We start from the raw sequence: 20,803 nt of genomic DNA on the forward strand, positions 1-20,803 counted from the left end.
ATGGAACCACACGCGCAGACAGAGATCGCCAGACGTGACCCATCCACGGTCATGCGGCTGTCACGTTTGGGATCGTTGCACCAATGTCGGCTCAGCTTTATGCGGCAGCTGACGCGTCGCATGGCCGAAGAAAACTGGAGCTTTTCGCGCCCCGCGTTCGAAATTGACAACAAGGGTGTGGGCCATGCGGTCTATACCGCGCAAGGCCTCGATCGGGCCTATTCGCTGGTCGCCTTTGCCCATGACCTGCCACCCGATCAACGATCGGACCGGGTGATTGCCGAGGCTTGGGATGCCACCTTTACCTTGTTTGACGGCATTCCAACGGCGGACGATATCGACCGTCTGTCGCAGAATGTTCCGTTGCAAGAAGCCGGACGCGTCAGCGAAGCCGAACTGTCCCTGTCGCGGGCGAACCGTTCCGTGCGGCTTTGGGCACATGTGGTGGATCAGCTTGCTGCGGGACGGCAACCCGACCTCGAACAGATCTACAAGGTCGGCTATCTGATGCGGACCACGGCCGTTTATGGTTCGGGCAAGTTTGGCGCGGCGGACCGTGAAAAGACGGCCGGCCGGGCCGAAGTCAGCGGCCCGTTCCAGATCGAGATGCTGTCGGTCTATCTGACCCGCGCCTTTGTGCGCGATCTGGTACAGCACATGGCGCGGGTCAAAGGCCGAGACCAGACCGCAGAGCTTGATCCGGACATCGCGCGCTGGCTGGGCATCGGGAATTCGACCGGCCTGGGTATGGCGCCGTTCATCGTCAATCACCCGGTACTGTTCAACAACTGGATCATGGTGCGCGAAGAGGCGATCTCGCGCGTTCGGTCCATTGATACGGCTTCGACGGATGAGGCACGTGTCTTTTGCGATGTCTTTGCACGCTGCAAACAGTCAATCGCCTGGTGGCGATCTGAACACCCGGTGCAGATGGAAAAGCTGGCGGCGCTGAATTCGGATCTGCAAGAAATCGAAAAATACCTGGCCAAGGATGATCTGACACAGGATCACCCCTGGAACCGTCTGATCCTTTGGTCCGAAACCGCGCTGACCGAAGAAGGTCAGGAGCTGCTGGCCTCTTTAATCCTTGAACCTTACGGCGCGCTTGTTGACGGGCTTGCGAGCTGCATGGCAGACACCGACGCGACTGCACAGGTGATTGATGGGACCATGCCGGTATCAGCGGTGCGTGCGTTGATCCGGAACAGCTTTGACTGGGCTTTGAACCTTGATTGGGCCGCCGCCGAAAACTGCGCGCGGGCCTGGTACGTATCCGAAGAAAAGCTGGAACCCCGGCTGGGGGAGCGGTTCGAGGAGCCGATCTCGGACTATGAACAACCTCTTGCACCGGCGCGGGATGCAACCCTGGCTTTCGAAGCGTTGCAGAACTGGCCTGATGACGCTCCGATAGCAGAGTTTCTGTTGCGCCATCCGGAACACCGCCACAGCGTGCGCCGCGCGCAAATCAGCCGTATCGCACCCTACGGTGAAATTCGAGACAACACGATCAGCGCGCAGGTGATGCCCATTGATATGCTGCGGGCCAAACTGTCTTTCTTTGGGGCAACACATTTCGACCCGCGTTCGGATCGGTGGGTGCGTATCTGCATGTATGCGGGCGCGCCCTACCCGGAAGAGCTGAACACCGCGAACGCCGATCTTTGGGTTTATCCGGAGGTTGCGCAATGACCTTCTCGTTGAACGAAGTGGAAGCCACCGCCAAACGCGCAACCCGTGGGGCTGGATATGCCTGGGGTGTGGCGGAGGAAGCCGCGAAAGCAACCCGATGGCTGTGCGTCCAGGGGTTTGACGGGCCTGCGATCCTGGCCCAGTTGCTTAAGCAGAAATTTGCGCCGCACCTGGAACATCACATCCCAGAGGCCCGGGACGGCATGTGGTCCGGCGCCCGGGATCTGTGTCCCCTTATGACCGGATCGGCATTATCAGATTTCCCGGACGCCCTGTCGCAAGGCAAAGTTCTGATTTCCAATGTTGCCGCACCTCTTCTGTTGCTGCCCTTTGTCGCCACCATGGCGAAAAAGCGGAAATCGACTTTGGAAATCACATTGGACGGGGTTTCAGCGACCACTGATGGTGTTCATCTCAGCTGTGGCGATTTCGGAATGGAGAGGGCAAATCGCGTCGGGATAACCGAAACCGGCCGCATCAGACCCACCCGTTCCATGCACAGCCGCGCTGACCCGGATCCGGGGGCGTGGCAATTCCTCAACACTGTGGCGCATCGCACCTATGCCCCCGCAACTGAAGAATCCCGACTGCTTGGCGCTGGTTCAGGCTTGTCAGACAACGATTGAAGGACCACCCGATGACCGAAACCAGAACTCTCTCGCTTGCCGAAATCGAAGAGCTGTCATTCAATGCGCTGGTTGCCGCCGGCACAAGCGAAGAAAACGCTCGCCCTTTGGCTGTTGCCACAGCCGCGACCGAGGCAGACGGCGTGGCCAGCCATGGGCTGGCGTATATCCCGATCTATTGCGAGCATGTTCAATGCGGCAAGGTCGACGGTCAGGCAAAACCTGCCCTTGAAACCCCGCGTCCGGGCCTCATCCGGGTCGATGCCAAAACCGGGTTTGCACATTCGGCCATTGATCTGGGTTTCGAGGCGCTGATCCCAGCGGCCCAGGAACAGGGCATCGCCGCATTGGCGATTACAAACAGCTACAATTGCGGTGTGCTGGGCTATCACACGTATCGGCTGGCCCAGGCAGGGCTGGTCGGATTGGGGTTCACCAATGCGCCAGCATCCATCGCACCTTCGGGCGGATCGAAACCTGTCGTTGGGACCAATCCGTTCTCGATCGCTGCACCGGGAACAGATGGTCAACCCGCACTGCTGATAGATCAGAGCGCCAGCACGATCGCCAAAAGCGAAGTGATGAAGCATGCAAGGGAAGGCAAGGCCATTCCCGTTGGATGGGCGCTGGACGCTGACGGCAACCCTACAACGGATCCTGACGTTGGACTGAAAGGCAGCATGGCCCCCTCGGGCGGCTACAAGGGCGTGGGTGTTGCTTTGCTGACCGAAGTCATGGCCGCAGCCCTTACCGGATCGACACTTGGGTTGAACGCATCGCCTTTTTCCGGAACGGCCGGTGGCCCCCCGAAAACGGGGCAGTTCTTCATTGCGATTGATCCCGTGGCGTCGTCCGCAGGTTTGTTTTCAAACGCCATAGCAACTCTGGTTGAGTCGATCAGATCTCAGGACGGCGCGCATCTGCCAGGTGATGGCCGCCGCAAGAGCCGGCTTTCGTCAAGCAAAGCGGGAGTTGCAGTGAACTCCGCAACCCTGTCAAAGATTGAAGCAATTTTGGGCTCAGGCTAGGTCAGGATTCATAACCAGTAGATGAGGTTTGCTACGAGTGCGATGGCTGATAGGAAGACCTTGGAACAACGGTCATAGCGTGTCGCCACGCGCCTCCAATCCCTAAGCCTGCCAAACATAATCTCAATGCGGTTTCGCCGATTGTATCTGCGCTTGTCGTACTCGACAGGCGTCTTTCGCTGCTTTCGCCCGGGGATGCGGGCGCGTATCCCTTTGTCTTTCAACGCTTCTCGAAACCAGTCGGCGTCATAACCACGATCCCCGAGAAGCCAATTCACGTTTGGTATGCTGCTGAGCAGAGCCCGAGCACCGATTTAATCACTGATTTGCCCGGCCGTAACGAACAGGTTGAACGGGCGACCCTGGCTATCACAGATAGCATGCAGCTTGGTATTCATGCCGCCCTTGGTTCTACCGATCAGGCCGCCACGCCCCCTTTTTTGCGGCCATACTGGTGGCAATGCGGTGTGCTCTTAGATACGTCGCGTCAATCATGACTGTCGTCGCTTCGCTATGCTGGGCGGCCAGACCAGACATGATCCGTGCGAAGTTGCCTTTCTCGCTCCAACGCGTCCATCGGCTGTAAAGCGTATTGTGCGGCCCGTAAGCTTCCGGGGCATCTCACCAGCGCAAACAATTGCGATTGATGAAGATAATCCCAGTCAGCACCCGTGTGTCATCAACCCGAGGCTTGCCGTGCGACTTCGGGAAAAATGGGACAAGCTTCGCCATCTGCGCGTCGGTTCGTCAATAAAGATCGCTCATGTCTCCCCTCCGTTCTGGGAGTCGTGAGTCACGCAGCGCAGCGAAAACCAATGCATCCTGAGCCTAGCTATGGGGTATAGTGGTGCAGAACGGAATAGCGTGAAACATCGAAACGTATTTTAGATATGGTCAGAAAACATGAGAGTTCCGTGGTGCTCCAAGATTTTGGTTTTGGATTTCCCTCAGCGGCACCAGATAAATCCAAGTCAAACGGATTTCGGTCCTCGCAACGTCCGCTGCCCTGCCGACAGGCGCGTTAAGCGCGTTTCTCTCCGATCGAGGCGACACCCAGAACGTCCAGAACTTTCGCTTCGATATGCTCGGCATTCATGCCGGCCACCGCATACATGTCCGCGGGGCTGGCTTGATCGATGAAGATATCAGGCAAAACCATCGAGCGGTATTTCAGGCCCCGATCAAATACACCTTCATCCGCCAAAAGTTGAGCGACATGGCTGCCAAAACCGCCAACGGCCCCTTCTTCTATGGTGATCAACGCCTCGTGGCGGGACACCAGATCCAGGATCAGGTCACGGTCAAGAGGTTTGGCAAAACGAGCGTCGGCAATCGTGGGCGTTATGCCTTTGGCTGAAAGAGATTCCGCCGCTTTCTGAACCTCTGCCAGACGTGTACCGAATGAAAGCAGAGCAACTCGCGCACCTTCCCGGATAACGCGGCCCATGCCGATTTCCAGAACCTCGCCGCGTTCGGGCAAGTCGACCCCGACACCTTCGCCGCGCGGATAGCGGAACGCTATGGGGCCTTCGTCATGCGCGGCGGCGGTCGCCACCATATGCATCAGCTCGGCCTCGTCTGCGGCAGCCATGACGACCATACCGGGCAGGTTGGCCAGATAGGCAATGTCGAACGATCCCGCATGGGTGGCGCCGTCAGCCCCGACCAAACCTGCCCGGTCGATTGCAAAACGTACGGGCAGGCGCTGAATCGCCACGTCATGTACCACCTGGTCGTAACCACGCTGGAGAAAGGTCGAATACATTGCGCAAAACGGCTTCATTCCTCCTGCGGCAAGCGCAGCCGAAAACGTCACGCCGTGCTGTTCGGCAATCGCCACATCAAAGCAACGTGACGGATAGCGCTCGGCGAACAGGTTGAGGCCAGTTCCGTCGGGCATCGCAGCGGTCACGGCAACGATCTTGTCGTCACGCGCGGCCTCATCCACCAGCGCCTTGCCAAATACAGACGTGTAAGAGGGCGCGTTTGAAGGTGCCTTCTTTTGCTCCCCAGTAACCACATCGAACTTGGCCGTGGCATGGCCTTTGTCGCGGGCCTGTTCGGCGGGGGCATACCCCTTGCCTTTTTTCGTCAATACATGGATCAGAATCGGCCCGGTTGCCCGTGATTTGACCGTACGCAGAACAGGCAGCAGCTGGTCCATGTCATGGCCATCTATCGGGCCGAGATAGGAAAACCCAAGCTCTTCGAACAGCGTGCCGCCCACCGCCATGCCTTTCAGCATCTCCTTGGCGCGCTTGGCGCCCTCCCGGAATGGCTCGGGCAGCAATGAGACAGCGCCTTTTGCAGCAGCTTTCAGATCGTGAAACGGTTCTTCGGAATAGATACGCGACAAATAGCTGGACAACGCACCAACTGGCGGCGCGATGCTCATCTCGTTGTCGTTCAGAATGACGATCAAACGCTTTTTCAGGTGGCCTGCATTGTTCATCGCCTCAAAGGCCATGCCCGCAGACATCGAACCATCGCCGATCACCGCAATTGCATCGCCCAGCCCTTCGGGCGTTACACCACCCAGATCCCGCGCAACAGCAAAACCCAAAGCAGCGCTGATCGACGTGCTGGAATGCGCCGCACCAAATGGGTCATAGGGGCTTTCGCTGCGCTTGGTGAAGCCGCTGAGGCCATCCTTCATGCGCAATGTGCGGATGCGATCACGTCGTTCGGTCAGGATTTTGTGCGGATAACACTGATGACCCACATCCCAGATGATCTTGTCTCGGGGCGTATCAAACACAGCGTGCAACGCGGTGGTCAGTTCAACAACCCCCAAGCCAGCCCCCAGATGCCCGCCGGTGACGGCAACCGCCGAAATTGTTTCGGCCCGCAACTCCTGTGCGACCTGGTGCAGTTGCGCGTCCGAGAACTGCTTGAGATCCGCAGGGCGGTTCACAAGATCCAGCAGGGGCGTATTGGGGCGGTCAGACATGTGGCGCGTTCCTGGCTTAGCTGTCCCGGGCAATAACGAAGCGGGCGGCTTCCTTCAAGGTTTCCGCCCTCGGACCAAACCCGTCCAAAGCGGCGCAGGCCTGATCCACCAGCTCACTTGCGCGGGCTTTGGCAGCAGGCAGACCCAAAAGCGAAACAAAAGTGGCTTTCCCTGCCTCGGTATCCTTTTGCAATCGCTTGCCCGCCTTTTGGGCATCGCCTTCGATATCAAGGATGTCATCTGCGATCTGAAAAGCAAGACCCATTGCCCGGGCATATCGGCGCAACGGGTCAGGATCGGATCGGGCCATAACGGCGCCAACGCAGGCTGACCACTCGATCAGGGCGCCTGTCTTTCCGGCCTGAAGACGCGTGATTTCGTCCAGCGACAGCGGTTCGGCGGCCGTTTCCGCGGCAATGTCCAGCGCCTGTCCCAGCACCATACCTTGTGCGCCGCTGGCTTTGGCCAGGGTCAGGGCAAGGTCTGCGCGAATGTCTGCGGACCCAACCTGCGAACAGGTGCAAAGTTCAAAAGCAAGCGTCTGAAGGGCATCCCCGGCCAGAACAGCCGTGCCCTCATCCCACTCTACGTGAACGGTGGGCCGCCCGCGGCGCAGGTCATCGTCATCCATGCAGGGCAGGTCGTCATGCACCAGGGAATAAGCGTGCAGCGCCTCTATGGCCGTGGCCGGCCAGATCGCCCGGTCTTCTTCAACATCATGCAGTCGGGCACTTTCCAATGCCAGAAACCCGCGCAACCGCTTTCCGCCTCGGGTGGCATATGCCATGGCCCGGGTTACATCCACGTCTGCAAACGCGCCCAAAACCAGATCAAAATGGCTTTGAATGCTGGCAGCATCCTGCGCAAGTCTTTCGGGGAACATTCACATACCTTCGACAGGCGTCGTACCGGTCGGCTGACCACTGGCGTCCAGAGTGATCGCTGCGACTTTTTCTTCCGCGCGCTTCAACTCCTCCTCGCACCGCTTTTTCAGCGCCGCGCCGCGTTCGTACAGCGCAATTGATTTATCCAGCGCGACATCGCCACGTTCCAGCTGGCCAACTACGGCTTCAAGCTCTTTCATCGCCTGTTCGAATGTCATCTGGTCTACGGGGGTCTGGGTCATCGGGCTGCCTTTATCAATTCTTCCACATGGGCGCGTGTGGCCTGGGCCAGTGCGTTCAGATCATACCCGCCTTCCAGAGTCGAGACGATACGACCGTCGCAAACCTCGTCAGCAATCCTGCACAGCTCTGCGGTGATCCAGGCGAAGTCATCAGTGGCCCAGTTCAGATTGGCCAGCGGGTCGTCCTGATGGGCGTCGAACCCTGCGGAAATGATAATCAGTTCCGGCCTGAAGGCCCGCAAGCGCGGAAAGGCCTTCGTTTCATAGGCGGTACGCATCTCGGCGCCACCACTGCCGGGCGCCAGAGGGATGTTGAGAACCGTATCATGAGCACCCGTTTCCTCGGGCCGGCCCGATCCGGGCCACAAAGGCATCTGCTGGCTGGTTATCACCAATGCCCGCGCTTCATCCCACAACAGGTCCTGGGTTCCATTGCCGTGATGCACGTCAAAGTCGACCACGGCTACGCGATTCAAGCCGTGATGGTCCAGCGCGTGTTTCGCCGCCAATGCTGCATTTCCAAACAGACAAAAGCCCATGGCCGTTTCGAATTCCGCATGGTGCCCCGGCGGGCGAATGGCACAGAATGCGTTCGAGGCTTCACCGCTCAAAACCAGATCAACAGCCCGCACCCCCGCACCCGCCGCGCGGTAAGCTGCGTCCACCGATCCAGAAGACAGGAACGTATCCCCGTCGATCTGTGCGAACCCGTCCGCAGGGCGCGCGACCCGAATGTCGCGGATATAGCTCTCGGGGTGAATGCGCAGAAGATCGTCATCCGCAGCCATCGGAGCCGTCACCCGCTTCAGCTCCAGCGCTTCCAATGCATGCAGAATGTGCTCCAGCCGCGCCACCCGTTCCGGGTGCCCGTCAGGTGTCACATGGCCCAGACAATCGGCGTGAGTCAAAAGGGCGGTTGTCATTGGGATCCCATCTTCATCTGGCTACAAATATCCTCGCCGAAGGCCAAAAAACGCCGCGCAGCGGCATCTCAATCCGGCGCAAGCATATACCCCGCGCCCCGCACAGTCTGCAAATAGCGTGGCTGCTTGGGGTCCTGTTCGATTTTGCGTCGAAGGCGCGTGATCTGCACATCAACCGCGCGCTCCTGCGCCTGACCCTTGTCGCGCCCCAAATCCTCGACCAGCTTGGCGCGGCTGATCGGCTCTCCGGGCTGGGCCGAGAATATCTTCATCAACTGGCTTTCGGTTGCGGTCAGACGGACCGGATCTTCGCCCTGCCACATCTCACCGCGTTCAATGTCATAGCGGATGGGCCCGAGGTTCAGGATCTTCGCCGTGGTTTCTTCTGCCGGCGTTTCCGGCATCCGGCGCAGGATCGCGTTGATCCGCAACAGCAGCTCTTTCGGCTCGAAGGGTTTTGCCAGGTAGTCATCCGCCCCAGCCTCGAGGCCCGCGATCCGGTGTTCCGTCTCGCCCTTTGCTGTCAGCAGCAGGATCGGCGTCGTATGCGTTTCCCGCAAAGAACGGGTCAGACTGACACCATCCTCTCCCGGCATCATCACATCCATGACGATCATGTCGAAATCCAACCCCGACAATACGCGCCGCGCGTGGGCCGCATCCCGTGCCGCAGTAACCAGAAACCCGTTTCGCATCAAAAACTTCTTGAGCAGATCACGAATGCGCTCGTCGTCGTCAACAATCAGCAGATGGGCATCCATATCGCTCATGTGGTCGTATCCCGAAGTTTCGTATAGGCATGACGCATATCAGCATCCATCATTGCTTCAAGCACTTTGCGAAATCCAGCCACGGCTTCGGGACCGGCATCCTTGTAGGCGGCGCGCATTCTTGCCCGCTGAGCATCCGACAACGTGGTTTCCAGCGACTGCCCCTTTTCTGTCAGAAATAGGTGGCGTTCTCGTTTGTCCACTGTACCCACGCGGCTTTCCACCAAACCATCCTCGATCAAGGTTCGCAAAACCCTGTTCAGAGACTGTTTTGTTACGCCAAGGATGGCCAACAAATTGTTGACCGTCGTGCCCGGCGCGCGGTTGATGAAGTGGATTGCCCGATGGTGGGCGCGGCCATAGGCCACCTCTGCGAGGATGCGGTCGGGATCAGCCGTAAAGCCACGATAGGCGAAGAACATGGCCTCGATCCCCTGCCTCAATTGCTCATCGGTCAAAAACAAAAGGCTCTCGCCCCCATAACGCGGGGCCGGGCGGATGTCGGACATATCATGCCTCATTCGTTACTACCGGGCCGAGTTTATGTCAGCGTTATTGACATTCCAAGAGTAGAGCGGTATCGAATTGCAGTTTTTGCGCAATATTATGTCCGCACCGGACCTAAATCGCGCAACAATCGAAAACTCAACCCGGTTCAGGAGGTTTCGCATGGCGGGGTATGATGATCGTGATGGCACCATTTGGATGGATGGCAAGCTGGTGCCCTGGCGTGAGGCCAATGTGCACATTCTGACCCACGCAATGCACTATGCGTCATCGGTATTCGAAGGCGAGCGCGCATACAACGGCAAGATCTTCAAAAGCCGCGAACATTCCCAGCGCCTGATCGCCTCGGCCGAAGCGCTGGACATGCCGATGCCTTATTCGGTTGATGAAATCGAAGCGGCCAAGGAAGAGGCGCTTAAAGCCAGCGGTTTGCAGGACGCATATGTGCGGGCGCTGGTCTGGCGTGGCTCGGGCGAGGATATGGGCGTGGCCTCGGCGCGCAATCCGGTGCGCATGGCCATCGCAGTCTGGCCTTGGGGCGCCTATTACGGCGATGCCAAGATGCAGGGCGCCAAGCTGGACATCGCCGAATGGAAACGCCCCAGCCCGGAAACCATCCCGGTCCATGCCAAGGCGGCGGGTCTTTACATGATTTGCACCATTTCCAAGCACAAGGCCGAGGCCAAAGGATGCTCGGATGCATTGTTCATGGACTGGCGCGGTTATGTCGCCGAGGCCACCGGCGCAAACGTGTTTTTCGTCAAGGATGGCGAGGTGCACACCCCGCTGGCAGACTGCTTCCTGAACGGCATCACCCGCCAGACGGTGATCCAGATGCTGAAAGACAAGGGCATCAACGTGCATGAGCGCCGCATCAAGCCCGAAGAAATGGCTGACTTCGAACAGTGCTGGCTGACCGGCACCGCGGCCGAGGTCACGCCTGTCGGACAGATCGGCGAATATACATTCGAGGTCGGCGACCTGACCCGCCAAATCGCCGAAGACTACGAGAAACTGGTTCGCTCGTAAGCTATTGCCCCCGCTTTGTCGGGGGCTTTTTGTTGCCAAACGTGCAAATTTTTGTGCAAACCGTTCGGCCATCTGGACGGATTGCACAGATTGCGTATCTTCGGCACATGTTGGACCTTCTCAGCGATATTCTCACCCGCCTTTCCCTGCGCGGCACGTTTTACTTCCGCACGTCATTCACACCGCCCTTCGGAATTCAGGTGCCGGGGTTCGAAAACGTGGCGCGGTTTCATTTTGTGCAGCGTGGTGAGCTCAAGGTTCATGTCTCGACCACGGGGGAAACCCTGCGGTTGAGGCAGGGGGACCTGATCCTGATCCCCCACGGGGCGCCGCACGCATTGCTCTGTGCCGAGGTCAAGCCGTTGGACGCATTGCCCCTGGAGCAGGTGCTGGAGCGCGCGGGCTACACAGGCGAAGGCGTGCTGGTCTATGGCGGTGATGACGAGGAACGGGATACACAGCTGATCTGCGGTCATTTCTCTTTTTCCGGCCCGGCCGGCCGAAACGGCACCGGGCATATGCTGATCGACCGCCTGCCGCCCTATATCCTGATCGAGAATTATGGCGAAGAGGCCGGATCGTGGATGGAAGCCACCCTGCGCATGATCGGCTCTGAGGTTTCAGGCGCAAGAATCGGTGGCGACCTTATCGCGCTGAAACTGTCCGAGGCCCTGTTCGCTCAGGCGATCCGGGCCTATCTGGAGCGTCAGAGCCCGCAGGATTCCGCATTGGCAGGATTTGCTGATCAGCGCATCTCGCGGGCCTTGACCGCGTTCCACCAGGACCCGGCCAAGGACTGGAGCGTCGCGTCTTTGGCACGTGTGGCGGGTATGTCGCGCACTGCCTTTGCTCAGCTTTTTGCTGAAAAGATGGATACTACGCCGATGCAGTACCTCACGGATTGGCGGATGCAGATCGCATGCCACGGCCTGACCGAGGCACGATGGAACGTGGCAGATGCAGCGGCCGAGGTTGGGTATGCCTCCGAAGCGGCATTCTCACGCGTGTTCAAGAAACAGGTTGGGCTGTCACCGGCTGCGTACCGAGCGATGCATTGATCCCCCAGGTTTTCTGAACGATCTGCATAGTATCAGAGACGATTAGGAATTCAGCGTTCGGCTTGGGCGTCCTACCTTCCCTTTATCATTGATTGAGAAAAGGAATATCTCATGTCCCTGCGTTTCGTTACCCGCTCTGTCCATGCTTACCTCGACTACCCTGTCGCCATTGCCCTCATGACGTTGCCGTTCCTGTTGGGATTGGGCCAATCCAACCCCCTGGCCCTGTGGCTGTCGGTTGTCACCGGTGTTGCCGCGTTTGTTCTGACGGTACTGACGGATCACCACCTTGGGATTTGGCGGGTCCTTCCCTACAAGTTCCATCTGGCCGTAGACTTGATTGTCGGCATCACCTTCCTGTTTGCACCCAGCGTTCTGGGGTTCTCAGGACTGGATGCGGTGTTTTACTGGTTGAACGGTGCGGCCGTGGTGCTTGTCATCTCGCTCAGCGCGCCCGAGCAGGAAGTCGCTGCATGAAACCGCTGACTACGGCTGTCCCAGTTTCACTGTAATGCTTCAAGTCCGGGCCGCCGGGATCACCAACCGGCGGCTCGTTTTTAAAATTCAAGGGCATGCTCTCACCGTCTCAACAGGCCATCCGGCTGCGGCTCGCAGCTACCTCCGAGCGGTCCGTTGTTTCAGCTGACCCAGGTTCGTCCCATTCCAGTCACTGATTGAACCCGCACTGACCTTGGAACGTTTCACCGAGAAGATAAGGTTTTCAGCCTTTGATGAGCCGCTCGGACGAGTGTGAAGTCGCAGGTTTGTCGTGGACTTTCAGCAGCCAATACGGTTGGATTTCGCCATTTCCCTTGATATTGATAACCTCTCGTCTCTCGCAATCCACATATTCGGCTATCTCATCTCTTACCTCGGGTGAGATTTGAACGCGCCCGGGCTCTCCGGTGCTTTCCATTCTTGAGGCGATGTTGACTGTATCACCCCAAACGTCAAAAAACGGTTTGTCGCCGCCGATTACACCTGCGATTACCGGGCCTTTGTGAATTCCGACCCGCAGGGACACCTTTGGATGCAGATTGTCTGTCACCCGCTCGACCGTCGCAATCATGTCAATCGCCAACGCCGCCATGCGAACAGAATCCGGTTGCCTCTCTTTGACCGAGGGGTCCAGACCACCTGCAACCATGTAACTGTCACCGATGGTTTTGATTTTCTCCAGCTTGTAGCTCAAAACCAGTTCATCGAATGCCGAGAACACGGAGCCCAGCAATTTGACCGTCGCCCTTGCCCCATTGGCGGCCGCGAATTCAGAAAATCCAGACAAATCAGAAAACAGAATTGTGGCGTCATCAATTCTTTCAGCAATTAGCCTGTCCGGATGTGCTTTGATGCGCTTGGCAATACGTGAAGGCAGCAGAACATTTATCAACCGCTCGGAAACAGCAAATTCCTTTTCCAAAGCGTCTTCGTAACGATCTATTGCGGCATTTGCAGAATAGGAGGTGAAAAAAAGCGCCGAGACGATTCCCAAAATCAGCACAATGAAAATAACATCTTGAGGTTGCCTTACAAATCCGTCCCGATATGACTGCGCAATAATATCCCAAATCGTTTCGCCGGGCGGTATGTGCAAAGGAACGACAAGCGATATATAAATAAACAAAGCTGCGCTGAGGATCGTTATCAAAGTGATCCAACGCCAATATGCGGCCCCTAGAAAATAAAAAAGCAAGGGCGGGCCGACAAGCAAGACCAGATGATCTTCACCGTTTTTGCCGACGCTGATGTCATGGGCCAGAAACAGGAACAACCACACTGTAAAATAAGCGACTTTGACCTCAAGGCCGAAGCGATCCAGCGTCATCGTCAAAAGCGCCGCGAAGCCAAGACCAAAGTTTACCCATGCAAGATATCTCCAGTCTGGTCCAAGTTGGAACTGGTAGAAAGCTGTGAAACCGAACCCAAGCGACGCAATAAAGGCAGCAACGTTAACAACCTGCATCTTTCGTCTTATTTTTCCATCGTCGATCGGATTTTCAGAGTCCACAATGTGTTTCAGCAAAGCATCGCCCCCGCGCCAACTCTATGCGAAATATCCCCCAAATCCCCATCTTAGTCGATAAGCCCCAGGTTGTTTGTTCAGAAGCTACTTTCGCGTCGCGACGTCAACACAGCCTGAACCGCTTTTGGCCTCGCGCCCGCAAACGGGTGCCCTACCACCCTGAAAACCGGCCATTGGATCAAGTTGGCAACAGCAATTCAGGTGGTGCAGTTTTCAGGGCCTCCAGTTTGCTCTGAATGATTTTCGGTGATTTCTGTTCCAGATAGTAAGCAATGGTTTCCACACGAATTCGAACAGATCCGGCAGGTTTCGTCTCATCGAGATCCTGAAACACAAAGAAAAGCGTTCCAAGCGCTTCGGTAATTTCCTGGACTGGTGAATAAGTCGGCTGATCCATTCCGCATTCATAACTGGAGAACCGGATTGAACAGGTTATCCACGGCATAATGGATCCATAGCGTGCAGCCCACAGAAGTTCGTTGGTGTTTGCGCTGTGGGATGTTTTCCAAATATCCGAAATGTCAAAAGGGCTTTGAATTCGGCCAGCTTTGATCAGATCGCCGTATAACCAATCCAGTATCTCTGCGTCCAATGGCAGGTACTGACCCCAGAGGATCGGATAACCAAAGGCCTGCAACTCACTTTCAATGGCGTGGCCAATTCCGGTGTCCATGTGGTAAGGGCGGCCCAAGGCCAGGATGCAAGGTCGATGTTGTGTGGCGCATTCGGACAGTACCGCCAGACTTTGCCGCCGCAGACTCTGATCAAACTCTTGAAGGGCGTCATAGGCTTTGGCAACCGCAGCGCGCAGTTCAGCCAAGCGCAAGTCGGTGATTACACCCTTCAGGGCGTCGTACAACTGCCGGGTCGCAATTTGTGGGTCTGCCAAGGACACGGCCGGCGAAAGATAATGTACGCCCAGTTCCTTGAACACGTCCTTTTCCCGCCGAAATCCGGCTCGTGTACTTTCGGGGCCGGCAATGACGCGTGGGCAGGCCATGTTTTCCCGGACATGACCCCGCAAAAAGGATGGGACAGTCAGGATTATGGGAACGAACAGGATATCAATGGGGCGCTTTTGCCCGTCCAGCAATTCACCATAGTGGCCAGACATGCACTTGACGGGGTAACAGCAATCAACAGCACCACGCCCTTTTCCGAATTTCAGCTGCTGTGCTTCCGACGTGTCCGACGAATAGACGATATTGCGGCGACCTATTCCCAGTTCAACGAACAATGTCGTCCAAAACCTGTGCGTCGACCACTGGTTTAGGACCCGAGGGATGCCGATCCGAAAATCCCGCTTGGGTGGTTTGGACTTAGCGAAAGGCGCCTTCGCGAACGCTTTCTGCAATATTTGGATTGGCATTCGCTTCCTCGTCGATTTGCTTTTTTCGCGCTTTCATCTCAGCTGCGTCTTCAATCAACCCTTTCGAGCAAGAATTGCCGGTAATCACCCGCTCCCACCCTTCCGCCAGAGGAACCTTGCTGTTTGCCCGGCCACGACCGCCGGGGATCTGAACATCCACAAAGGCCCGGCTACAGTTCATCGCACACCACTTGCAGGTGGTTTTGCTGTTGGTTGTACTGACATATTCCAACTCTTCGACGCGGTCGTGCCCGACGAAGCGGGACGTTTGCCCGGTGTTCACATGTTCGAGCGCAAGAAGGGCGGCGCCCAAAGCGCCAGCCTCGCCAGCATGAGGGTGCACGGTAATTTCCGCGTCAGGAATTTTACCCCTGATGAAATCGATCTGGGCTTTGACGACCGCTAGGTTTCGATGTGTTCCACCTTGCAGGACAAACTTCCTGCCGATGGCCTTGAGGTTCTGAAACTGCCCGGCATAGACCCAAACATTCAGAGGCAGGACCGCAGCAAGGCTTGCCATGATTTCTTCTGCCGCCCACCCTTTGCGTTGCTGGTTCACGATGTCGGACTGAAGGAACACGCCGCACCCCATCATCAGTTTCGGCATCCGCTTGGCGCTGAAGGCTTTTTCGGCATAGTCCTCCAGCCGGACATCATAGCGTTCGGCAACGCCTTGAAGAAACGCACCATTGCCGGAAGAACATTGGGAATTGAGCCGAAAATCGACGACCGCTTTCTGCCGCAACAGCATGATTTTGACATCGGTCCCACCGACGTCGCATATCGCGTCTGCGTCGGGATGTATGTGCATGGCAGCAGCCGCATGTGCGACCGTCTCAACCACTGGCACGTCCGCCCCCAAAATATCCTTCAGCAGATCTTTCCCATACCCCGTCAGGCCAAGAGCGCCGATATTCTCGATCCCTGCATCACGCAACTTGCGGAAAACGGACTTGGCATCTTCGATCGGGTTTCCCTGACTGTGCTGATAGACCGAAGCCTTGATTTCAGCGTCGCGGTCCAACGCCACCGCCTTGACCGTAGTGCTGCCGAAATCGCACCCGACATAGTATGCCTCGGCCGCAACGGGCTGGGGCATCTGGATCACGGGTTGGGTAAAATCCTCAAGGAACCGGACGAGTTCACCGTTCCGGGCCAAGGCCTCTTGCCCGGTCTTGGCCTTTTCACCGTGCTGGCCTGTTTCCACCCACCATTTCAGGCCATCCGTGCCGGAATAGGCCCGGGATATATTTTGTTCCCGACGAGAGATCTCGACGCAGCCGAGGCTTGCATAGTACAAGGCATCGCCGGGAACCAGGATTGCATCGGTGACGCTCTGTCCTGCTTTCAATACGACATTGCGCTCGTCCCAGAGCGCGGCCAAATGGCTTGCCCATGCCTGCTGAAGACCTTGAAAGAACATGTTCGGCCCACCCAGCAAAAGCACCGATGGTGTGGGGGTGTTGCCTTTTGTCAAAGTCGCCAGGTTCTGCCGCACGACCGCGTCGAACAAGCTTGCGATGATTTCGGTCTTGGGAACTCCGGCCTTGACCAGACTGTTTGCGTCCGTCTCTGCAAAGATCCCGCATTTGGCGCTGATCCGATGAAGGGTTTGACCATCGAATGGCAGAGTGGTCAGTTCGTCCGGGGAAATGTTCAGTTTTCGTGCGGACTTTTCGATAAAGGTGCCCGTACCGCCGCTGCACGCTGATTGCATATAGACCTGCTTGGCCTTACCTGCGGTAGTTGGCGTGAAGAATAACGTCTTCATGTCTTCACCGCCAATTTCAGACACGAAATGCACATCCGGATGCAACGCTTCGACGGCGGCGGCGACGGCGACAACCTCCTGGATTTGCCGCGCGTTCACATGATCTGCCAGTGTCCCTGCCCCGGATCCTGTAAACGTGACAACATCGCGACCGGCGGTCAGGCCGGCCTCCAGCTCCATCTGCGACAGCAGTTCAAGGGTTTTCTCGGCCTGGCGTGTTTTGTGACGACCATAGGCTTTCCAGATGACTTCGCCATCTTCTACCACGACGCCTTTTACAGTTGTCGATCCAATATCTACCCCAGCGAATTTCACAACGTGGCATTTCCCAGCTCAAGCACGACATTGGATGCGGTACCCACGGCGCCGCGATGGGGAACTTTCCAAAATGGCGTGTTGACCTTGGGATGCTCTTTGGCGCGCTTTCTGGCCTCGTCCGCAGTCAACCCGGCGGCGGCAAGAGCAGATTCAAATTCCTCCTGCGCGCGGATCTTGGCGTCTGCCAGCACCATCTGGCACCGCGACAAAGCATGTACGTCGCTGTCCCCTTTTACCTCGATTGGGGCATACAGCATGTCGGGATACCGGCCCTGTACGGCCGCCATTGCGCCGATGCTCATAGTGTTTGGAAGGCAGCCATAGGGCGACAGCTCGCAAATCATATGTGCCTTTCGCTGGGTATGCGCCCAGATCGCCTTGGCGATCAGCAAATCACCTTCACCCCCGTTGATCATGTTGTCAAAAAAAGGAGCCGCCAGTTCCCGCAGCTTGTCCTGATCGGGCATCGGGCGGGGAACGCCCCCAAGCATCCGGCGCATCTGATCGTATTTGAACCTGAAAAAGCGCCGCCCAAGTTTCAACAGAGCATAGTTCTGACGCGCTTTGTCTTTTATCCCGAAGCCCAGCTTGAGCTTTTGTCCGCCATACCGCATCAGGTAATCGAACCATACGACCATCGGCGCCGGCTGAACTTCGGCGCCTTCGCCTTCAAGCCATTTGTGCATATTGTAGTTCTGCACCCCTTCGGCGGTGGCCAGATAGAACTCGCCGGTGATTTTGACCATCGGCTTGACCCTCAATCGATCAAGCTGGATGTCTTCAAAATGACCGCGCGCACGCCTCATGGCCTTCAGAAAGCGTCGGGTCGTCGAATGCCACAGGACTGATCCCCATTTCGGCATTTGCTTAGGCCTGCTCAACATGGCGTCGTATATCTCGGAAACCGCCTTCTGCGCCGCCCTGTTGGTCGCGCCTTGCTCTAGCTCATAGGGCCGCAGCTGGTATTCCAGATCCTGAATGGCATCCGCTGCCATCATGCCCAAGGCAGTGCTCAGCAGCAGGTGAATATCAGTCTGCAAACCGGCGTCTTTGCCTTTCGACTGATCGATTTCATGCTGTTGAACCAGAAACATCCTGAACGCCTCGAGCCCCAGGTTCTTCAGCGCAAGCTCATAGCTTTGGTGATATTGACCGAAACGGCAGGCCCCGCAGGCCCCGGCGGTCACATAAACATATTTTTCGGCCACTTCGTCAGCACCGATAGCCTCGGCTTCGTTTCTGAGAAAACTCGACAAGTTGCCCGTTGTGAAGGCGGTGGGGCAGCACTGTCCGACATCCGCCAGTTCACGTCCCAGGTACAAGTCTTCAACTGTCACATCAGGCAGGCGCTGCGCATTGTAACCCGCACTTTTGAACAGGCCTTCCAGCAGTTTTTCGGCGCGCCATGTGACCCCACCAAACAACAAGGTGACATCCTTGCGCTGATCCGCAGTAAAAGGACGAGGTTCGTAAGCCCTATAGGACTCTTCCAAAATACGACTCATAAAAATACCCCCCAACCAACATAACATGTATTTACAATGCACAATATAATATTCCTGAATCGCCCCCTGCACCGGGAATCCGCTTGAAACAGGGCCATCGGAAATTCAGGTTGTCTTGGGCGCCGGTCAGGCACTCTCAGCCTGAAAACCCATCAAATACCCAAGAATTTTTTTGCATTCCCTTCAAAAAAGTTAGGTGCACAAGGACTGATCTGTGGATCGCTGAAGAACGTGTCAAATTCGATCAGGTATTCACGGGTTCTGCCGACCATCAGGGGCATCGCCCAATCCGTTCCAAAACACACTTTGTCCCGGAAATGGTGCGGTGCGTTCTTGGTTCTCTTGCCCACTAGTACTGATTTTAGCCGCTGGAATATCTTTGTCTTAAGCTTTGGATCCAGAATTCCCAAAATATGACCCAAGCCAAGATAAACATTGTCGAATTCCTCAACCAAGCGAATAGCACGATAGGCAAATGTTTGGTCAAAATTGTTGGTAGCTGCCCATCCCATCCAATCTACTTCTTTTGCGCCACCACCATGAGCCAGGAACAACCAAAGGTTCCGGGCATTGTGGGTCTCCATCGCGTGCTTCCATAACGCTGGATCGGAGTAGATGCCGTATCCTTCCTCCACCTGAAACCCCATCGGGTTGCAATGGGCAAACAAACGCAGGTTGTGGCTGGAGAAATGGCGAATGATGTCACCCATCTTGGCCTGTGCCATCGGGTAGGGCGCAGGGTTCGATGCTTTTTCTCTGTACTTGTCCAGACTTCGCCCAGAGGCGACTGGGGTCTGGTAGCCGCGCATATCGATCGGGCGGATCCCCAAGGGCGGATAGATTTTGTAGCCCGTTATTCCGAGTGCAACGCCTGAATCGACGATCTGTTTCCAGTTCCCGCCTCGAAACGGGTCAACCGCACCAAAATTGATCAATTCATTCGGGTTCTCAGCCGCGAGCAACTGCATCCGGTCCATTTGTTCGGTGAAGTCAAAATACGGCGGTAAGAACCCAAGCATCCCAGGCTTCTTGAGTTTTTCGAAGGCGCGGTGCATATCCAGCAGGACGCCCACGAAAAGGCTGGCTTCCGGGTCACTCGGCTGACCATTCTTCTTGAAATCCCTCTTGAGCGCTTTGAACCGGTTTCGCTCGGACAAGGTCATGATGACAATAAATTCAAGCAACTGAAAGATGCTACCGATTTGATCGGTTGGAATGCCTGCGGCACGAAAGCCTGCATCAGAGCCAGGTTTGTACAACCCACCCGAGCGCATGTGTTCAGCTTCATGAAAGAAATCGCTTTCTGCCGCTTTTTGACCAGCGACCCTGAAGGCCTCGGCCATAAACCGATCCAGCAAATCAGGGTCCGTGCCACTGTCTCCAAAAGCGGACCTGTCAGAAATTCTGTCACCGCCCACAAGCTGAACACCTATTGGGAGGTCGCCCGCCCTTGAATAATTGATATCATGGTCAATATCGTTCAGGGCTCGGATCAACTCCTCTATGTCCTTCCAATCCCGGTGGCTGGGGTTGGGTGTCGATTGAAACTCTCTAATCTTCTCACGAACCGGATGTGCAATGGCCCGCATAAGCTGGTCCACATCGTGATTGAGCAATGCGTCGATCAAATCGCCCTGATCAGGTTCTTCCGTCGCGGGTCTGCTGAAGTCGCTCATGCGGGTCACACGAACCGCCAGCACGGCCAAGCCAAGCGAAAGCCAATACAGCGATAAGAACGAGTAGAAGATACTGTGCAACGGCAAATAACGCGCCGTGAACAGGTGGGTGTGCATGTCAATAAAGGTGTTTTTTCCAGTCATATTTTTGGCTCCACGAAATAAAATTCAGCCGAGAATTTTCTGTATTCGTATGACTTTGCTGTCAAAAACCGGAAATGGCTTTTGGCTTTAATCTGCTGATTTTAAGGTGTTTCGCATGATTTTGCAATTTTTAGGCCCGGCAAGCCGCCTCGCCGAGTCCGAGTTGAGCAGTGATTTCTACTGTTAGTTCATTTGAGTTGGAAGCAGAGTTTCTTAGGGTCAGGATTCATAACCAGTAGATGACGGTTGCTGCGAGCGCGATGGCTGAAAGGAAGACCTTGGGACAGCGAT

The 20,803-nt window shown here is 56.4% G+C and carries 17 protein-coding genes and 1 pseudogene; 6 read left to right on the plus strand and 12 right to left on the minus strand.

Annotated features, from left to right (window positions below):
* The 3 genes from GOW31_RS17725 to GOW31_RS17735 are packed head-to-tail and all read left to right on the plus strand — an operon-like array spanning window position 1 to window position 3,343.
* The gene (locus GOW31_RS17725; RefSeq protein ID WP_171171896.1) at window positions 1-1,689 is read left to right on the plus strand and encodes a hypothetical protein; all 1,689 of its coding nucleotides are present in this window, start codon (window positions 1-3) and stop codon (window positions 1,687-1,689) included.
* Window positions 1,686-2,315, plus strand: coding sequence for a DUF3726 domain-containing protein (locus GOW31_RS17730; RefSeq protein WP_171120079.1), 630 nt, complete (start codon window positions 1,686-1,688; stop codon window positions 2,313-2,315). The genes GOW31_RS17725 and GOW31_RS17730 overlap by 4 nt, the downstream gene beginning before the upstream one ends.
* A gap of 11 nt (window positions 2,316-2,326) precedes the next feature.
* The gene (locus GOW31_RS17735; protein WP_171171898.1) at window positions 2,327-3,343 is read left to right on the plus strand and encodes an Ldh family oxidoreductase; all 1,017 of its coding nucleotides are present in this window, start codon (window positions 2,327-2,329) and stop codon (window positions 3,341-3,343) included.
* An 8-nt stretch (window positions 3,344-3,351) separates the two neighbouring features.
* Here the strand turns inward: GOW31_RS17735 and GOW31_RS17740 are convergent.
* The 7 genes and pseudogenes from GOW31_RS17740 to GOW31_RS17770 form a co-directional block, all read right to left on the minus strand.
* Window positions 3,352-4,075 (minus strand): annotated as a pseudogene (locus GOW31_RS17740) (IS5 family transposase).
* 289 nt (window positions 4,076-4,364) lie between these two features.
* Window positions 4,365-6,293 (minus strand): 1-deoxy-D-xylulose-5-phosphate synthase, encoded by a 1,929-nt coding sequence (gene dxs, locus GOW31_RS17745; RefSeq protein WP_171171900.1) that lies wholly within the window; start codon window positions 6,291-6,293, stop codon window positions 4,365-4,367.
* Window positions 6,294-6,309: 16 nt separating this feature from the next.
* On the minus strand, window positions 6,310-7,176 hold the full coding sequence (locus tag GOW31_RS17750; protein WP_171171902.1) for a polyprenyl synthetase family protein: 867 nt from the start codon (window positions 7,174-7,176) through the stop codon (window positions 6,310-6,312).
* Window positions 7,177-7,419, minus strand: coding sequence for an exodeoxyribonuclease VII small subunit (locus GOW31_RS17755; protein ID WP_171171904.1), 243 nt, complete (start codon window positions 7,417-7,419; stop codon window positions 7,177-7,179).
* The gene (locus GOW31_RS17760) at window positions 7,416-8,342 is read right to left on the minus strand and encodes a histone deacetylase family protein (RefSeq protein WP_171120980.1); all 927 of its coding nucleotides are present in this window, start codon (window positions 8,340-8,342) and stop codon (window positions 7,416-7,418) included. The genes GOW31_RS17755 and GOW31_RS17760 overlap by 4 nt, the downstream gene beginning before the upstream one ends.
* A gap of 68 nt (window positions 8,343-8,410) precedes the next feature.
* On the minus strand, window positions 8,411-9,112 hold the full coding sequence (locus tag GOW31_RS17765; RefSeq protein WP_171171906.1) for a response regulator: 702 nt from the start codon (window positions 9,110-9,112) through the stop codon (window positions 8,411-8,413).
* The gene (locus GOW31_RS17770) at window positions 9,109-9,621 is read right to left on the minus strand and encodes a MarR family winged helix-turn-helix transcriptional regulator (protein WP_171171908.1); all 513 of its coding nucleotides are present in this window, start codon (window positions 9,619-9,621) and stop codon (window positions 9,109-9,111) included. The genes GOW31_RS17765 and GOW31_RS17770 overlap by 4 nt, the downstream gene beginning before the upstream one ends.
* Window positions 9,622-9,781: 160 nt before the next feature.
* On the opposite strand from GOW31_RS17770, the gene GOW31_RS17775 reads away from it, so the two are divergent.
* From GOW31_RS17775 to GOW31_RS17785, 3 genes are all read left to right on the plus strand, one after another.
* Window positions 9,782-10,648 (plus strand): branched-chain amino acid aminotransferase, encoded by an 867-nt coding sequence (locus GOW31_RS17775; protein ID WP_171120976.1) that lies wholly within the window; start codon window positions 9,782-9,784, stop codon window positions 10,646-10,648.
* 107 nt (window positions 10,649-10,755) lie between these two features.
* Window positions 10,756-11,706: an AraC family transcriptional regulator gene (locus GOW31_RS17780; protein WP_171171910.1), complete on the plus strand. Its 951-nt coding sequence runs from the start codon at window positions 10,756-10,758 to the stop codon at window positions 11,704-11,706.
* A gap of 111 nt (window positions 11,707-11,817) precedes the next feature.
* A complete protein-coding gene (locus GOW31_RS17785; RefSeq protein ID WP_152459687.1) occupies window positions 11,818-12,183 on the plus strand; it encodes a hypothetical protein in 366 nt (121 codons plus the stop codon).
* Window positions 12,184-12,427: 244 nt separating this feature from the next.
* Here the strand turns inward: GOW31_RS17785 and GOW31_RS17790 are convergent, their stop codons facing one another.
* The 5 genes from GOW31_RS17790 to GOW31_RS17810 form a co-directional block, all read right to left on the minus strand.
* Complete coding sequence (locus GOW31_RS17790; protein ID WP_171120972.1) at window positions 12,428-13,729, minus strand: adenylate/guanylate cyclase domain-containing protein; 1,302 nt, start codon at window positions 13,727-13,729, stop codon at window positions 12,428-12,430.
* 178 nt (window positions 13,730-13,907) lie between these two features.
* Entirely contained in the window at window positions 13,908-15,098 is a 1,191-nt protein-coding gene (locus GOW31_RS17795; protein ID WP_171171913.1) for an acyl-CoA dehydratase activase-related protein, read from the minus strand.
* Entirely contained in the window at window positions 15,049-17,184 is a 2,136-nt protein-coding gene (locus GOW31_RS22305) for a BadF/BadG/BcrA/BcrD ATPase family protein (protein WP_171171915.1), read from the minus strand. Before GOW31_RS22305 ends, GOW31_RS17795 begins: the two co-directional genes overlap by 50 nt.
* Window positions 17,181-18,692: a hypothetical protein gene (locus tag GOW31_RS17805; RefSeq protein ID WP_171171917.1), complete on the minus strand. Its 1,512-nt coding sequence runs from the start codon at window positions 18,690-18,692 to the stop codon at window positions 17,181-17,183. The genes GOW31_RS22305 and GOW31_RS17805 overlap by 4 nt, the downstream gene beginning before the upstream one ends.
* Window positions 18,693-18,844: 152 nt before the next feature.
* A complete protein-coding gene (locus tag GOW31_RS17810; protein ID WP_171171918.1) occupies window positions 18,845-20,512 on the minus strand; it encodes a hypothetical protein in 1,668 nt (555 codons plus the stop codon).
* Between the last annotated feature and the right edge of the window lie 291 nt (window positions 20,513-20,803).

This window comes from Ruegeria sp. HKCCA0370, from assembly GCF_013033705.1.
GTDB lineage: Bacteria > Pseudomonadota > Alphaproteobacteria > Rhodobacterales > Rhodobacteraceae > Ruegeria.

Excerpts from the sequence above, each read along its gene's own strand:
- GOW31_RS17725 (WP_171171896.1), top strand. The coding sequence starts at position 1 with ATGGAACCACACGCGCAGACAGAGATCGCCAGACGTGACCCATCCACG.
- GOW31_RS17730 (WP_171120079.1), top strand. The coding sequence starts at position 1,686 with ATGACCTTCTCGTTGAACGAAGTGGAAGCCACCGCCAAACGCGCAACC.
- GOW31_RS17735 (WP_171171898.1), top strand. The coding sequence starts at position 2,327 with ATGACCGAAACCAGAACTCTCTCGCTTGCCGAAATCGAAGAGCTGTCA.
- dxs (WP_171171900.1), bottom strand. The coding sequence starts at position 6,293 with ATGTCTGACCGCCCCAATACGCCCCTGCTGGATCTTGTGAACCGCCCT.
- GOW31_RS17750 (WP_171171902.1), bottom strand. The coding sequence starts at position 7,176 with ATGTTCCCCGAAAGACTTGCGCAGGATGCTGCCAGCATTCAAAGCCAT.
- GOW31_RS17755 (WP_171171904.1), bottom strand. The coding sequence starts at position 7,419 with ATGACCCAGACCCCCGTAGACCAGATGACATTCGAACAGGCGATGAAA.
- GOW31_RS17760 (WP_171120980.1), bottom strand. The coding sequence starts at position 8,342 with ATGACAACCGCCCTTTTGACTCACGCCGATTGTCTGGGCCATGTGACA.
- GOW31_RS17765 (WP_171171906.1), bottom strand. The coding sequence starts at position 9,112 with ATGAGCGATATGGATGCCCATCTGCTGATTGTTGACGACGACGAGCGC.
- GOW31_RS17770 (WP_171171908.1), bottom strand. The coding sequence starts at position 9,621 with ATGTCCGACATCCGCCCGGCCCCGCGTTATGGGGGCGAGAGCCTTTTG.
- GOW31_RS17775 (WP_171120976.1), top strand. The coding sequence starts at position 9,782 with ATGGCGGGGTATGATGATCGTGATGGCACCATTTGGATGGATGGCAAG.
- GOW31_RS17780 (WP_171171910.1), top strand. The coding sequence starts at position 10,756 with ATGTTGGACCTTCTCAGCGATATTCTCACCCGCCTTTCCCTGCGCGGC.
- GOW31_RS17785 (WP_152459687.1), top strand. The coding sequence starts at position 11,818 with ATGTCCCTGCGTTTCGTTACCCGCTCTGTCCATGCTTACCTCGACTAC.
- GOW31_RS17795 (WP_171171913.1), bottom strand. The coding sequence starts at position 15,098 with ATGCCAATCCAAATATTGCAGAAAGCGTTCGCGAAGGCGCCTTTCGCT.
- GOW31_RS17805 (WP_171171917.1), bottom strand. The coding sequence starts at position 18,692 with ATGAGTCGTATTTTGGAAGAGTCCTATAGGGCTTACGAACCTCGTCCT.
- GOW31_RS17810 (WP_171171918.1), bottom strand. The coding sequence starts at position 20,512 with ATGACTGGAAAAAACACCTTTATTGACATGCACACCCACCTGTTCACG.